This is a genomic window from Actinocatenispora comari (assembly GCF_017312725.1).
Classification (GTDB): Bacteria; Actinomycetota; Actinomycetes; order Mycobacteriales; family Micromonosporaceae; genus Actinocatenispora; species Actinocatenispora comari.
Window position 1 is genome coordinate 1 of record NZ_BOPO01000057.1, and the last position, 13,820, is coordinate 13,820.

Genomic DNA, 13,820 nt, shown 5'->3' on the forward strand with positions numbered 1-13,820 from the left:
CGGTCGCGGTGGCCGCGGTGGCGCCGGCCCGGGTCGCCGCGTCGCCGCCGGCGTGCACCAGCACGGTCACCCCGGGCAGGCCGCGGGGCGGTCGGGTGGTCGGCAGGTCCGCCGGGTCGGTACGCACCGAGGCGGCGTCCGACCCCGACCCGAGCGCCGCGCGCACCGCCCGCTGCGCCGCCGGGTCGACGGTGAGCACGTTCTGCGGATGCAGCCGGCGCAGTTCGGCGCCCAGCGCGGCGGCGTCCCCGCGCACCGGCGCGGCCGTGCCGGGCGACCCGGTCGGTGACGCGGCGGGGGTGTCGGTGGGTGCGTTGCCGGCGTGGCCGGTGCCGGCCGCGGTACCGGCGACGAGCATCGGCATTCGGCGCTGTTCGGCCAGGCTGGCGGCGCGGCGCAGCCCGTCCGGATCGGCTGCGGCGGCGACGACCACCGCGGGGGACGAGGTGAACAGGTGCCGGCTGACCGCGGCGGCCAGGGCGGCCGGGCTCGGGTCGTCGAGCACGGTCACGGACCGTACCGGTGGGCCGACCTTGGCCGGTGCCGGATCGTTGCCGGCGGCCGGTCCGGTACAGCCGGCCAGTGCCGCGGTGAGCAGCACCGCGGCGGCGCCGACCGGTACCGCGTTCCGCCTCTCGGGAGCACGCACGACTCGCCCCATATTCCCGCTCCATACCGAATATCCGCGTCGACCATACCGGCGTCGCGCCCGCGGGTCGCGGCGCCACACCGACGGGGTGCGACGAGGCGACCGCTGACCGTCCACTATGGACAACGCTGCGGCGACGAGATGGTGACGCTCGGAGACGGGAACGGCGTGACCGCCGGGCCCTGGGCCCGGCGGTCACGAAGTGCTGCGACGGCTCAGTCGTGGTTGGTGGCGAGTGCCTTGAGTCGGGTCATGCTGCCGTTGAACTTGTCCTGGTCACCGGGGAACGTGCCGGAGTCGGCGTTCTGCCACATCGTCCAGGTCGCGGTGCCGGCCGGGATGGAGGTCGGCGGGGTGGAGCGGTAGATCGCGATCCAGAACGGGTTCGTCGCGGCGAACGCGCTGGAGTTGCCGGTGCAGGTCTTCCACCAGTCGTAGGTGGTGTAGATCATCGGGTACTTGTCGTACTTGGTGTGGATGTAGTTGGAGAACGACTTGATCCAACTGACCATGCTGGAGTGCGACAGCCCGTAGCAGGTGCCGCCCGAGTAGGGGTTGTACTCGATGTCCAGCGCCGGCGGCAGCGTCTTGCCGTCGGCCGACCAACCGCCGCCGTGACTGGCGAAGTACGCCGCCTGGGTGGCACCGGAGGAGACGTTCGGCCGGGCGAAGTGGTACGCGCCGCGGATGAACCCCGCCTTGTACGAGTTGGTGTAGTTGGTGTTGAAGTTCGGGTCGCGGTAGCTGGTGCCCTCGGTCGCCTTCATGTAGGCGAACCGCGCGCCCTTGCTGTACTGGCTGGCCCAGTTGATCGTGCCCTGGTAGTGCGACACGTCGAAGCCGTTGACGTAGGTGGCGGCCTGGGCGGGGGCGGAGAGCCCGACGCACGCGGCGCCGGTGGCGAGCACTGCTGCCGCGGCGATCGCGGCACGTCCAATGACGCGGGGGATACGGACGATCATGCAGAACCTCCCGTAGACGGCAGGCCGGACATGGCCGGCTCGGTCGGCAAAGATTCTCATTGCCGGCGGAAGGTCTCAAGACCGTTTGAAGGATTCTTCCAGACTATTTTCGTTTCTGTCGTTTTTATGCCGTGCTGCGGTTGCGCGCCCGGCGCCCAGCTGCCGCGCACCTCGCCGCTTCTGCCGCGCATCCCGCCGCGGTGGCCCGCGCGCCTCCCGCCGGGGCCCGGCGCGAGGCGCGCTCGCTTCACCACCGCCAGGTGGTGGCGGGAGAACTGCGGACGATCGGGTTGCTCGCCTCCGGCGGCTCGGTCACCGACGACACCGCGACCCGGCCCGGCCCGATCAGCCGCAACCACACGTTCCGGTAGCTGTAGCTGCGGGTCCAGAAGCCTCCGTTGCTGCGCGGGTACTCCAGGTGCAGGTGCATCTGCACCGACTGGTCGCGGTAGAGCAGCGCGGACGGCTGGATCAGCAGCGGCTGGTTCGGCGCCAGGTCGCGGATGAACGTGTTGCCCGGCGAGTGCAGCAGTAGCAGGCCCGGCGAGTCGCGCGCGGTGAACACGTCGCCGAACATGCCGATCGGGTAGTGCGTCTCGGTCTCGTCGCCGTTGCGGGTGCGAAACCAGATGCCGGTGTTCTGCCAGTCGTAGGTCACGTTGCCGGTCGCGGCGACGAACCGGTGCTCCCGGGTCCAGATCGACTGGCCGTGTTCCAGCGGCAGGCAGACCAGGTCGCCGGCGTGGTTGTCGGACAGCGCGATGTGCCCCGGGCCGCGGCCGGTGATCATGAACAGCGGCAGCCCGGACATGACCCGTTTCCACCCGCCGGACAGCCCCATCGAGGACAGCCGGGCCTGCGGATCGGTCCACAGCAGCGAGTGGTGCGAGAAGTAGATCGACTCCTCGCCGGCCAGCGCGAAGTCGGCGACCGGGACCTGCGTCCCCTCGACCTGCACGTACGACTGGCCGAACTGGATGCGCGCCATGTCGGTGATCGGCTCCTGGCGCTGCCAGCCGGACCGGGTGACCGCGGCGGTGACGTCCACCGGCGCGCCGCAGCGCGGGCACGACACCCCGGTCGGGTCGCTGGAGTGCCGGCAGTACCGGCAGGTGTAGTGGTGCGTGGGTGCGGTCATCGGCGGCTCACCCGGTCTTGTGGTGCACGTACATCGACTGGATGCCGACCCGGCCCGGTCCGGTCATCTCCGCCAGGTACATCTTGCGCATCAGGCCGACCTTCAGCTCCTGCTGCACCGCCTGCATCTGCACGCTGGCGTCCTTGTACAGGAAGCCGCCCGGCTCGACCAGGATCTTCTCGCCCGGCCGCAGCATCCGCTCCATCACGTTGCCGTTGCCGTGCAGCATCAGGATGCCCGGCGCGGGGCCGGTGACGAACCGGTCCAGGTACATGCCGTTGCCGCCGTGCAGGATGTTCGCCAGCCCCTTGATCCGGATGAATGAGTAGCCCACCGACCCCGCGGCCAGCAGGAACGCGTGCTCCCGCACGTCGAGCTCGATGCCCGGCGGCATCGGCAGCACGACCAGCTCGCCCGGCGCGTCGCGGGAGAACGCCACCCGGCCCGGGCCGCTCGCCACCGACAGCACGAACGGCATCCCGCCGAGCATCCGGCGAAACCCGCCGCCGGTCTGCATCGCCGACAGCGGCACCCCCTCGTCCTTCCACAGCATCACCTGATGCTCGAAGTACACCCAGTCGTTGGGGGCGAGCGCGAGTTCGGCCACCGGCACCAGCTCGCCCTCGACCTGGCAGACGCTGCCGGAGAAGCGGAACTCGGTCATGTCGCGCAGCCGGGGTGCCTCGCGCCAACCCGAGTCGCTGACCTTGTTGCGGACGTCCAGCGGCGCGCCGCAGGTCTGACACGTCGTGGCGCCCGGCGGGTTCTGCACCCGACACCACTCGCATGCGATGCGATCCACCCTGGCTGCCTCCGTCCCGCCCCCCCTCGGGGCCGGGTCGAAGGTAACAACCGCTGGCGAGCCTGCGCGGCGGGGTCGCCGGGCCGGCGGGCGGCGGAGCGGTGCCGGTCGGTCGCCGGGCCGAAACTCCGGATAGCAGGGATGCGCGGGCCGGTCGTCGGGCGGCAACCTGGGGTGATGGCTGTGCGGTGCGTGCTCGTGGACGACAACGTGCCGTTCCTGCGCTCCGCGGCCGGCCTGCTCAACCGTCAGGGCATCGACGTCGTGGCGGTCGCCGGCGACGGCGCCGAGGCACTGGACACCGTCGCCCGGGTACGGCCGGACGTGGTGCTGGTGGACGTCGACCTCGGCGCGGAGAGCGGCTTCGCGGTGGCCCGGCAGCTGCACCGGTCGGCGCCGCGGGTCACGCTGATCATGATGTCGAATCACGCCCGGGACGACTTCGAGGACCTGGTCGAGGCCGGACCGGGCGTCGGATTCGTGGAGAAACCGGCGCTGTCCGGCGACGCGATCCGGGCGTTGCTGCGCTGAAGCGACCGCCTCGGCGCGACTCCAGGCAGGTACGGTCGCCTCAGCGCGACTCGAGGTAGGTGATGACCGCGAGGACCCGGCGGTGGTCGTCGTCGGTCTCCGCCAGGTTCAGCTTGCCGAAGATGCTGCGGACGTGCTTCTCGACGGTGCCCTCGCTGATCCAGAGCTGGTGCGCGATGCCGGCGTTGGAGCGCCCCTCGGCCATCGACGTGAGTACCTCGCGCTCCCGGGCGGTCAGCTCGCCGAGCCGGTCGGTACGGCGGCGCGCCGACACCAGTTCCTGCACCACTGCCGGGTCCACGACCGATGCGCCACCCACCAAACGGTGCAGAGTTTCGACGAATTCGCCGACGTCGGTCACCCTGCTTTTGAGCAGATAGCCGACGCCTTGTCCGCCGACGAGAAGGTCGATCGCGTGCGTGACCTCGGCATACGCTGACAGTACGAGGACACTGACGTGCGGGAACTCCCGCCGGATCGCCCGCGCGGCGTCCAGACCTTCGGTCGTGTGCGTGGGGGGCATCCGAATGTCGGTGATGATCAGATCGGGAGCACCGGACCGTACCCGCTCGACCAGCCGGTCGCCGTCGCTCACCTGCGCCACCACGTCGAACCCGGACCGGGCGAGCAGGCTCGCGATGCTCTCCCGCAGCAGGACGTCGTCGTCGGCCAGCACCACCCGGGGCGTCTCGGGGTGCCGCGGGGTGGGTTCCCCGGTCACTGCACGCACCCCTGCGACGCTAGCGGGCGATCGGTGCACCCGCCGTCGGCCGAACCGGCACTTTCCGGCCCGACCGGGGTGGTGCTGATGCGCGGCGGCCTCGGGCGCCGGATCACGGCGGCCAGCGCGATGCTGGCGGGCGTGATCGGCGGGGTGTTCGCGGCGCTGGCGTTCGCCGTCGCCGAGGAGCGCGAGACGACCCGGCTCGCGCTGCACTCGCAGCAGGCCCTGGCCACCGCGAACCAGCTGGAACGGCTGCTGATCGACATCGAGACCGGCGAGCGCGGCTACCTGCTCACCGGTCAGGACAAGTACCTCGAACCGTGGCATGCGGCACGGGCCGAGGTACCGGTCGTCGTCCGCCAGCTGGAGCGCTCGTCGATCACGCCGGAGCAGCGACAGCGGGCGGACGGCATCGCGCGCAGCGTCGAGTCCTACATCGCCGACCACTCGGTACCGGTGGTGGCGCAGGCCCGGGCGGGAGACCGCACCGCGCGCAGCCCAGCCACCTTCGACAACGGGAAGCGTCGCATCGACGGCGCCCGCGCCCAGTTCACCGAGTTCGCGGCGGCGGAACGGCAGCTCAGCGCCGAGCGGGCGACCGCGTCGGCGCGGACGTTCCGCTGGCTGGTCGGCGGCGGCATCGCCGGCGCGACCGGCTCGGTGCTGCTGATCGGGCTCTTCGCCGGCTACCTGATGCGGTTCATCGTCGCGCCGGTCCGGCAGGCGGCCGCGATGTCCGGTCGGCTCGCCGCCGGCGACCTCGCCGTCCGGATGCCCGCGCACGGCATCGGCGAGATCGGCGTGCTGTCGGGCTCGTTCAACGCGATGGGCCGGTCGCTGGAGCAGCACCGCGCCGAGCTGGTCGCCTCCCGGGCCCGGGTGGTCGCCGCCACCGACCGCGCCCGGTACCGGATCGAACGCGACCTGCACGACGGCGTGCAGCAGCGGCTGGTGGCGCTGACCCTGGACGTCCGGGTGATCGAGGCGGACCTGCCGGCCGGCGTCGAGCCGGTACGCCGGGATCTGCGGGCCGTCGCCGCCGGCCTCAACGAGGTACTGGACGAGTTGCGGGAGGTGTCCCGGGGGATCCACCCGGCGATCCTCACCGAGGCCGGCCTGCCCGCGGCGCTGCGCGCCCTGGCCCGGCGCTCCGGGCTCGCGGTCGAGGTGGACACCCGGGTACCGGGCCGGCTGCCCGACCCGGCCGAGGTGGCCGTCTACTACCTCGTCGCCGAGGCGTTGACCAACGTCGCCAAGCACGCCGACGCCACCGCGGTACGGGTCGAGGTCGAGGCCGGCGCGCACGAGGTGCGGCTGATGGTCCGGGACGACGGCGTCGGCGGCGCCACCCCGGCGCGTGGCTCCGGCCTGATCGGCCTCACCGACCGGGTCGAGGCGCTCGGCGGCACGCTGCGGCTCACCAGCCCGCCGGGCGAGGGCACCGAACTCGCCGTGACCCTCCCGCTGACCGACGACCCCCCTGCCAGCCGGTAGTCGCGGCTACCCGCCAGCCGGTACCGCAGACGGGCGCTGCCGGTGCTGACGGCCCGGCGCCGATGCGGCAGTCTGACACCAGTGGCGGTGAGTGACCGAGACGTCGGGGAGGCGAACCGGATGCGGTACCAGCAGACCCTCGCCACCGACGCGCGGAGTGCGGCGCCGGGCGCGGCCGTACGCACCGTCGCCTGCGAGGCGCTGTTCGCCTCCGAGCTGCCGCTCGCCGGCCGGCTGGCCGCCGACGAGATCACCGCGGCGATCCGGGACGCGTTGCGGCTGTTCGGCCGGCGCGGCTGCCTGGAACGGGTCGCGCAGGAGTACGGCGACCACCCGGACCTGGCGATCGCCAGGATGCGCCGCGCGGTCGCCGCCGTCGCGGCCTGCGCCCCACCCGAACCTGGCTGACCCCCGCGGGGATGTGCGGGAGCCCGACAGCCCCCCGGCGGGCTCCCGCACGTCACCCCGCGGCCAGCCCGCCTGTTTCCCTCCCGGCCAGCCCGGCTGCTTCCCGCCCGGCCCTGGTCTCCAGCGGCAGCCGCCCCGGTGCCGCCGGGTGGCTCAGTCCCGGTGCGCGAGAACGCAGTCGCCGCAGAGGTTTCCGGGGCGCGCGGGGCCGGCGGTCCGGTAGATCAGGCAGCAGCTGCGGCGGTGCAACCGGCCGGCCGCGTCCACGGTCGCGGTGCCGCGCAGCGGTTCGTCGCGCAGCAGCGCGGACAGCAACGTACGGGTCGGTCCGGTCAGCTCGGGCCGCCCGGCGACGAGCATGCCGGCCGCGCCACCGAGCGCGGAAGCCACGTTGCCCCAACGGATGCGTACCGACAGCGGCCAGCGCCCCGCGACGGCCACCAGCTCGCGTACCCCGGTGTCGAGCACCGAGCGCCGGAACTCGCCGGCCATCTCGGCGGTCGGTGGCCGACCCGGGGCCGGGTTCGGCACGGCGAGCGGGAACGGGCCACCGAGCGTCGGCTGCCAGTACAGGCGGGACAGCGGCAGCGCCGGCACCGTGCCGGTGCCGGCCGCCAGCGCCAGCGCGGGCGACAGCAGCCGCGCCACCAGCCCCAGCTGCGCGACCGACACCGCGACCCGTTCCTCGATCTCGCCCGCCGCGCGGCCGGCGGCGGTGCCGAGCGCGGCCCGTACCCGCGCGACCCGGTCGGCGAACACCGCCGGGTCGTCGACCAGCTCGCGCATCGGCCGCCACGGTGCGCCCGGCGGCGCGGCCGGATCGTAGGGCCGTACCGCGAAGAACGGGCCCAGGCCGGCGAGCGCGGCGACGCTCCCGCCCCGGGCCCCGGGCGAGTCGTCCCCGCCCGGGCCCCGGGAGAAACCCGGACCCTCAGGCATCCAGCGGCACCGGAGCCGGGGCCCGGGTGGCGGCGCCGCGCCGGGCCAGCAGCCGGTCCGCCAGCGGCGCGAAGACCAGCCCGATCGTCGCCCACAGGATCAGCTGGGCAGCCACCGAGTACAGCCGGAACCGGAAGAGCACGTCCGCCGGGAAGCCCGGGTAGACGATCCGGCCGGACGGCGCGCGCAGCGGCGTCGGTGTCTCGGTCGCGGCGTGGCCGCCGCCGAGGTGCCCGAGCGGCGGCAACACCAGCATCACGACCGCGGTCGCGGCCACGAACGCGGCGCCGGCGAGCAGCACCGCGGTCCAGGTGTCGAACCGGGCGGTCAGCCGCCGGCCCAGCCACGCGGCGAGCACCACGAACAGGATCGTGCAGGCCACCATCAGCAGGTACAGCGCGCTGCGGGCCTGGATGGTGTCCGGCCGCCCGATCGCCGGCGGGTTCGCGGGGTACTTGAGGAACGGCACCAGGAAGAACGCGGCGAAGCCGGCGCCGGCCACGGCGAGCGCGAGCGCCCGCGCCCGTACCGGGCCGAACCGGCCGACGCACAGCGCGTACCCGATGGCGAACAGCGCCCCCAGCGCCGCCCCGTAGGCGATCAGGCCGACGCCGATGCCGACGTCGGCCTGGACGGCCCGGCTGAACAGCTCCGGTTCGGCGGCCTCGGCCGGAATCCCGGCGGCCCTGTCCAGCGCGGCCTGCGCGGCCTCGCGGCCGGACTCGTAGTCGATCGCGGCGGAGATCTCGGGCTCGGCGAACAGCCGGCCGAAACCGAAGGCGAGCAACCCGCCGGCGGCGCCGGCGAGCACGCCGCGACCGATGATGCGTGCGGTCACGTCCATCTCGGCGATCCGTTCAGTGGCAGGGGAAGCCGAGGAAGTGCCGGGCGTCGTGGACGAACTCGTGCAGGTGCGTGTCGTTGCCGAACACCGACACGGCGCCCTGGTCGACGCCGACGAAGTAGTACACGGCGAGCGCCAGCACGGCGGTGACCGCGAGCACCACGGCGGAGCGCGAGATGGGCAGCGTGACCGGCGTGTCGGCGGGCACGGAGTTGGGCAGGCTCATCGCTAGGCCTCCTGACGGGATCGAGCGTCCCTGGTCGTGAACGGGGCAACGCGAGGGCCGAGTGTCTGACTCACCGGTGTGCAACCGGCTCACAGTGGCGCGACCGTGCTGGAGTTCCACCAGCTTCCTCGTACCGACGCGTACCCGGATCCTACCGGCCCGGTCGGGCGCCACGGAACCCGTGTCGGGTACGAGCGCATCGATTCCGGGGGCCGGGTCGGCCACGGAAGGCCGGGTCGGCCGTGGCAGGTCGGGCAGCCGTGGAAGTCGCGTCGGCCGTGGAGCTCGATCGACTCGCGGGAGTCCGGGTCAGCCGCGGGAGGTGACGACGACGCCGGCGAGCGCGGCACCGTCGAGCACGGCGTCGCCGGCACCCGGCACGGTCGGCAGGTCCGCGGCGGTCAGCCCGTCGAGGTAGAGCCCGGCCTGGTCGCCGGCACCGGCGGCGACGGCCTTGCGGCGGTGCACCTCGATCCGCCGTACCGTCACCTCGCGCGCGCCGTCGGGCAGCAGTGCGACCGCGTCCGCGCCGAGAACCACGGTGCCCTCGGCGACCGAACCGACCGCGACGACACCGCGCAGCGGCACCACGAAGGCGTTCTCCAGCACGAACCGGAACGGGCCGGCCGGCGGGCCGGAACGGTTGCGGCGCAACGTCACCGGCGGCCGAACAGGCGGGCGAAGAACCGGCCGATCGGGCCGGACGGGCCCGGCTCGCGGCGGGTGACCGGCGGTGGGCCGGGCACCGCGGACGCGGGCTCCGGCTCGGTACCGGGCTGCGCGGAGGCCACGTAGACCAGCCGGAACTTGCCGATCTGCACCTCGTCACCGGTGGCCAGCGTCGCGGTGTCGATGCGCTCCTTGTTCAGGTAGGTGCCGTTGAGGCTGCCCAGGTCGCGGGCCACGATGCGGCCGCCGTGCCGGGCGAACTCGACGTGCTTGCGCGACACGGTCGCGTCGTCGAGCAGGATGTCGCTGTCGGCGTGCCGACCGGCCACCGTGCTCGGCGCGTCGAGCAGGAACTGGGCCGGCGCGTTCGGGCCGTTCTTGACCACGAGCATCTTCGCGCCGGGCGGCAGATTGCGCGCCAGATCGGTCGCGGCCACCTCGCTGCGCGGGTCGTCGAGGACGTCGGCGAGGTCACCGAGATGCAGCACCGAGGTGGCGTCCGGCGCGGCGGCTCGTACCTCATCGTCACGTCGCATCGGCCCACCCTAGCAGCGCGTCGGCCGCGGACGGCGCACCGGTCGCACACCGGTACGAACCGTCCGCCGGCCGTCGCCGACCGCAGCCGGCGCCGGGGTGGCAGAACCGGACGAACCCCTTCGTACGGCGATGATCCCGGCGGTGCTGCTCAGCGCTTGCTGACCGCCGCGTCGTCGAACGTGGCGACCTCGTGCAGGGTGCGCGCCGCCGCCTGCACCAGCGGGACCGCGAGCAGCGCGCCGGTACCCTCGCCCAGCCGCAGGTCGAGGTCGATCAGCGGCCGCAGCCCGAGGTGGCGCAGCGCGGCGTCGTGGCCCGGCTCGGCCGACCGGTGCCCGGCGATCAGCACGTCGGCGACCTGCGGCGCGAGCGCCGCGGCGACCAGCGCGGCGGCGCCGGCGATGACCCCGTCCAGCACGACCGGGATCCGGGCCGCGGCGGCACCCAGCAGGAAGCCGGCGATGCCGGCGTGTTCCAGCCCACCGACGGCGGCGAGCACCCCGACCGGGTCGGCCGCGTCCGGCCGGTGCCGCTCCAGCGCCCGGCGCACCACGTCGACCTTGTGCGCCAGCATCGCGTCGTCCACGCCGGTACCGCGGCCGGTGACCGCCTCGGCCGCCGCGCCGGTGAACGCGGCGATCAGGGCCGCCGAGGCGGTGGTGTTCGCGATGCCCATGTCACCGGTGGCGAGCAGCCGGTACCCCTCGTCGGCCAGCCGGCCGGCGATCCCGGCGCCGGTCAGCAGCGCCTGCTCGGCCTCGGCCCGGCTCATCGCCGGCTGCTTCGTCAGGTCCGCGGTGCCGGGTCGGACCTTGGCGGCGATCAGGTCCGGCCCGGCGGGCAGTTCGCTCGCCACCCCGATGTCGACGGTGCGGACCGCGGCGCCGACCTGGCGGGCGAACGCGTTGACCACCGCGCCGCCGGCCCGCATGTTCGCCACCATCTGCGCGGTGACCTCCTGCGGCCAGGGGGTGACGCCCTGGGCGTGCACGCCGTGGTCGGCCGCGAACACCGCCACCGCGACCGGCTCGGGCAGCGGCGGCGGGCAGGCGCCGGCGACCCCGGCGAGCCGCACCGACAGCTCCTCCAGTACGCCCAGCGAACCGGGCGGCTTGGTCAGCCGGCCCTGCCGGGCCCGGGCCGCGGCCATGGCGGCCTCGTCGGCCGGGCCGATGCGGGTGAGTACGGTGTCCAGGCTCGGCATCGGCACATCCTTCGGTTCGCGGGACACCGCACCCTACCCAGGGCCGCGCGGGTCGTCGCGGCCGCCGACGGGCCGGGTTGCCCGGCTCACCGCGCCCCCGATGCCCCGGACGGGGCACATCCGACGAAGTACGCATGTCCGCCCCGGCGGTGTGCAAGCATTCGCGCCATGGGGGTCAACGGGGAGGCGTCGGGCACATCGTCGCGGGTGGGCACCTTCGAGGTCGTGCTGTGGGGATACGACCGCAAGCAGGTCGAGGCGTGCATGACCCAGCTGGAGGAGCAGCTCACCGCGCTCTACGACGAACAGCGGCAGGCCATGCACCTGACCGGTGAACTGCAGCGGCTGCGGGCCGAGAACGCCGACCTGCGGGCCCGGCTGTCCGGGGTGCCGCTGGTGCACCCGGTCGGTACCCGGGTGCAGCAGATCCTCGCGATCGCGGAGGAGGAGGCGACCGAGCTGCGCAGCAGCGCCGACCGGTACCTCGCCGCCGCCCGCGAGGACGCCGCCGCCATCGTCGCGGCGGCCAAGCAGGAGGCCGCCCGGGCCCGCCGGGACTGCGAGCTCGCCACCGCCGAACAGCGGCGCAGCCAGCAGGAAGCCGCCGACCAGCTGCTCGCGGCGGCCCGCGCGGACGCGGACCGGATCCGCGCCGAGGCGCACGGTACCCAGGGCAACCGGCGCCGCCGCCCCGCCCGCGCCGAGCACAGCCGTACCGACCGGGCCCGGGCCGAGCACACCGCGCCGGCCGAGCACGCCCCGGCCGGCCCGACCCGGCCGAGCGCCGAGGGCGGTACCGAGCCGCGCCGCAGCCGCGCCGCGAGCCACGACCTGTCCCGCCCGGTACCGGCGCTGCGCGACGACCCGGCCTGACGAGTCGCGGCCTGACGAGTCGCAACGGCTCGGCCCGACCGGGGACGCGAAGCCCCGCCCCGCCACCGCGCGTTCCACCCTGCGGGAACCGCGCCGGCGCCCCCGGTGAGTTCGCCCACTGGCGCTTCGGGCCGCCCGGTAACGGCTGACAGGCTGGGCCGGTGAGTACCACTGTCAACGCCGGCACGCACCGGCTGCTGCGCCGTGCCGCCTACGCCACCGGCGGGGTGTTCGCGCTGTCCGGCGCCGTCCAGGCGACCTGGGTGTCCCGGCTGCCGGAGGTGCGCACCACGCTGCACGCCGATCCGCGGTCGCTGGGTCTGGCCCTGCTGGGTACCGCGATCGGGTCGGTGGCGTCGACCCCGGTCACCGGCCGCCTCGCCGCCCGGTACGGCAGCCGGGTCGTGGTCGCGGGCGCGACGGTGGTCAGCCTGGCCGGGCTGGTCGGCCTGTCGGTGGCGCACTCGGTGCCGGCGCTCGGGCTGGTACTGGTGCTGTTCGGGTTCGGCTACGGCGGCTGGGACGTGGCGATGAACATCCACGGCCACCACGTCGAGTCGGCCGCCGGCCGGGCCTGGATGCCGCGGTACCACGCGGTGTGGAGCGTCGGCGGGTTCGTCGCCGCCGGGCTCGGGTCGGTGGTGGCCGGCGCGCACGTCCCGGTGCCGGTGCACTTCGCGGTGGCCGCGGTGCTGCTGGCCGGCGGGGTGTTCGGGCTGCTGACGCTGTTCCGGCGCGACGGCCGCGACGCCCACGATCCGGCGTTCCCGGCCCCCGCGGTACCGCTCGATCCCGCGCAGCCGGCGCCGAAGGTGTCGGTCGGGCGGATCGTGACGCTGCCGTTCGTCCTGCTCGGCGTGGTGATGGCGTGCTCCACGGTGGTGGAGGGCGCTGCCTCGGACTGGCTCGGCATCTACTTCAACACGGTGCGGGACGCCTCCCCGGCGGCGAGCTCCGCGGCGTACACGGTGTTCGCGATCGCGATGGCCGCCAGCCGCGGTGCCGGCACCTGGACGATCGCCTGGCTCGGCCGGGGCCGGGCGGTACGGGCGTCCGCCCTGCTCGCGCTCGCCGGCGTGGCGGTGCTGCTGCTGGCGCCGGTCACCGGGCTGGCCTACGCGGGTGCCGCCCTGTGGGGCCTGGGTACCGCGATCGTGTTCCCGGCGGTGATCAGCGCGGCCGGCGACACCGCGCCGGGCCGCGCCGCCCAGGCGATCTCGATGGTCACCCCGATCGGGTACACCGGCTTCCTGGTCGGGCCGCCGCTGGTCGGCCTGCTCGCCCAGCACACCGGGCTGGAGCACGCGCTGTGGCTGATCGGCGGGCTCGCCGCGGTGATGGCGATCCTCGCCGGCGTGACCCGTGACCGTCCCACCCCGGCCGCGGCCCGGACCTGAACACCGACGACGGCGCGGCCGCCGGACGATCGTTCGGCGGCCGCACCGGACGGGACCCAGCCGCCGGACGGGACCCCAGCCGCCGGACGGGACCCCAGCCGCCGGACGGGACCCCAGCCGCCGGGCGGGAGTCCCGGCGGTCGCGCCGGCAGTGGGTGGAACGCCAGCGCGCGGGAGTCCGGGCGGTCGCGCCGGCCGCGGGGGGAACGCCAGCGGCCGGGCGGAGGTCCGGGTGGTCGCTGCCGCCGTCGGGCTGGACGGCAGCAGGCGGGAGTGCGGGTCAGCGGTCGTGCAGGGTGCGGCGGGCGGAACGGTACCGGGCGCGCAGCTCGGCCGGCCAGTCGGTGCCGGCCGGCTCGTACCGGGTGGCGTCCGGTCGCGGCCACGCCGGCGGCTCGGCGGTGCCGGACAGCGCCCAGGCGG

Annotated in this window: 14 protein-coding genes, 2 pseudogenes and 1 riboswitch; of the genes and pseudogenes, 5 read left to right on the forward strand and 11 right to left on the reverse strand. The window is 74.6% G+C overall.

The annotated features are described in order from the left end of the window. From NUM_RS17595 to NUM_RS17610, 4 genes and pseudogenes are all read right to left on the reverse strand, one after another. Positions 1 to 649 (reverse strand): annotated as a pseudogene (locus NUM_RS17595) (hypothetical protein); the annotation flags it as partial. A gap of 215 nt (positions 650 to 864) precedes the next feature. Next, positions 865 to 1,611 (reverse strand): lysozyme, encoded by a 747-nt coding sequence (locus NUM_RS17600; protein ID WP_207125973.1) that lies wholly within the window; start codon positions 1,609 to 1,611, stop codon positions 865 to 867. 247 nt (positions 1,612 to 1,858) lie between these two features. Beyond that, complete coding sequence (locus NUM_RS17605; RefSeq protein WP_207125974.1) at positions 1,859 to 2,749, reverse strand: AIM24 family protein; 891 nt, start codon at positions 2,747 to 2,749, stop codon at positions 1,859 to 1,861. A 7-nt stretch (positions 2,750 to 2,756) separates the two neighbouring features. Beyond that, entirely contained in the window at positions 2,757 to 3,551 is a 795-nt protein-coding gene (locus NUM_RS17610) for an AIM24 family protein (protein ID WP_207125975.1), read from the reverse strand. A gap of 177 nt (positions 3,552 to 3,728) precedes the next feature. Here NUM_RS17610 and NUM_RS17615 point away from each other — a divergent pair, with 177 nt between their 5' ends. Then, positions 3,729 to 4,082 (forward strand): response regulator, encoded by a 354-nt coding sequence (locus tag NUM_RS17615; protein ID WP_207125976.1) that lies wholly within the window; start codon positions 3,729 to 3,731, stop codon positions 4,080 to 4,082. A 40-nt stretch (positions 4,083 to 4,122) separates the two neighbouring features. Here NUM_RS17615 and NUM_RS17620 read toward each other — a convergent pair whose 3' ends face one another. Next, positions 4,123 to 4,761, reverse strand: a complete 639-nt coding sequence (locus NUM_RS17620) for a response regulator transcription factor (RefSeq protein WP_207125977.1) — start codon at positions 4,759 to 4,761, stop codon at positions 4,123 to 4,125. 75 nt (positions 4,762 to 4,836) lie between these two features. Between NUM_RS17620 and NUM_RS17625 the strand changes: the two genes are divergently transcribed. Further along, on the forward strand, positions 4,837 to 6,300 hold the full coding sequence (locus tag NUM_RS17625; RefSeq protein WP_207125978.1) for a sensor histidine kinase: 1,464 nt from the start codon (positions 4,837 to 4,839) through the stop codon (positions 6,298 to 6,300). 87 nt (positions 6,301 to 6,387) lie between these two features. Further along, positions 6,388 to 6,708, forward strand: coding sequence for a hypothetical protein (locus tag NUM_RS17630; protein ID WP_207125979.1), 321 nt, complete (start codon positions 6,388 to 6,390; stop codon positions 6,706 to 6,708). 153 nt (positions 6,709 to 6,861) lie between these two features. Here NUM_RS17630 and NUM_RS17635 read toward each other — a convergent pair whose 3' ends face one another. The 6 genes and pseudogenes from NUM_RS17635 to cobT all read right to left on the reverse strand — a co-directional run bounded on the left by NUM_RS17635 (position 6,862) and on the right by cobT (position 11,127). Continuing rightward, positions 6,862 to 7,647 carry a (2Fe-2S)-binding protein gene (locus tag NUM_RS17635; RefSeq protein ID WP_207125980.1) on the reverse strand — a complete coding sequence of 262 codons (786 nt, stop codon included), beginning with the start codon at positions 7,645 to 7,647 and terminating at the stop codon, positions 6,862 to 6,864. Then, positions 7,640 to 8,491, reverse strand: a complete 852-nt coding sequence (locus tag NUM_RS17640) for a CbtA family protein (RefSeq protein WP_225918652.1) — start codon at positions 8,489 to 8,491, stop codon at positions 7,640 to 7,642. The genes NUM_RS17635 and NUM_RS17640 overlap by 8 nt, the downstream gene beginning before the upstream one ends. Positions 8,492 to 8,504: 13 nt before the next feature. Continuing rightward, positions 8,505 to 8,717: a CbtB domain-containing protein gene (locus NUM_RS17645; protein WP_207125981.1), complete on the reverse strand. Its 213-nt coding sequence runs from the start codon at positions 8,715 to 8,717 to the stop codon at positions 8,505 to 8,507. 39 nt (positions 8,718 to 8,756) lie between these two features. Continuing rightward, positions 8,757 to 8,891: riboswitch (cobalamin riboswitch) on the reverse strand. A gap of 135 nt (positions 8,892 to 9,026) precedes the next feature. Then, on the reverse strand, positions 9,027 to 9,377 hold the full coding sequence (locus NUM_RS17650; RefSeq protein WP_207125982.1) for a hypothetical protein: 351 nt from the start codon (positions 9,375 to 9,377) through the stop codon (positions 9,027 to 9,029). A gap of 104 nt (positions 9,378 to 9,481) precedes the next feature. Continuing rightward, positions 9,482 to 9,922, reverse strand: a pseudogene (locus tag NUM_RS17655) (FHA domain-containing protein); the annotation flags it as partial. A 149-nt stretch (positions 9,923 to 10,071) separates the two neighbouring features. Continuing rightward, complete coding sequence (cobT, locus tag NUM_RS17660) at positions 10,072 to 11,127, reverse strand: nicotinate-nucleotide--dimethylbenzimidazole phosphoribosyltransferase (RefSeq protein ID WP_207125984.1); 1,056 nt, start codon at positions 11,125 to 11,127, stop codon at positions 10,072 to 10,074. A gap of 168 nt (positions 11,128 to 11,295) precedes the next feature. Here cobT and NUM_RS17665 point away from each other — a divergent pair, with 168 nt between their 5' ends. Both NUM_RS17665 and NUM_RS17670 read left to right on the forward strand, forming a co-directional pair. Then, positions 11,296 to 12,000, forward strand: a complete 705-nt coding sequence (locus NUM_RS17665) for a hypothetical protein (protein WP_207125985.1) — start codon at positions 11,296 to 11,298, stop codon at positions 11,998 to 12,000. A 161-nt stretch (positions 12,001 to 12,161) separates the two neighbouring features. Then, positions 12,162 to 13,397, forward strand: coding sequence for an MFS transporter (locus tag NUM_RS17670; RefSeq protein WP_207125986.1), 1,236 nt, complete (start codon positions 12,162 to 12,164; stop codon positions 13,395 to 13,397). Positions 13,398 to 13,820 lie beyond the last annotated feature (423 nt).

Coding starts and splice junctions, on each gene's coding strand:
- NUM_RS17600 (WP_207125973.1), bottom strand. CDS start 1,611: ATGATCGTCCGTATCCCCCGCGTCATTGGACGTGCCGCGATCGCCGCG.
- NUM_RS17605 (WP_207125974.1), bottom strand. CDS start 2,749: ATGACCGCACCCACGCACCACTACACCTGCCGGTACTGCCGGCACTCC.
- NUM_RS17615 (WP_207125976.1), top strand. CDS start 3,729: ATGGCTGTGCGGTGCGTGCTCGTGGACGACAACGTGCCGTTCCTGCGC.
- NUM_RS17635 (WP_207125980.1), bottom strand. CDS start 7,647: ATGCCTGAGGGTCCGGGTTTCTCCCGGGGCCCGGGCGGGGACGACTCG.
- NUM_RS17640 (WP_225918652.1), bottom strand. CDS start 8,491: ATGGACGTGACCGCACGCATCATCGGTCGCGGCGTGCTCGCCGGCGCC.
- NUM_RS17645 (WP_207125981.1), bottom strand. CDS start 8,717: ATGAGCCTGCCCAACTCCGTGCCCGCCGACACGCCGGTCACGCTGCCC.
- cobT (WP_207125984.1), bottom strand. CDS start 11,127: ATGCCGAGCCTGGACACCGTACTCACCCGCATCGGCCCGGCCGACGAG.
- NUM_RS17665 (WP_207125985.1), top strand. CDS start 11,296: ATGGGGGTCAACGGGGAGGCGTCGGGCACATCGTCGCGGGTGGGCACC.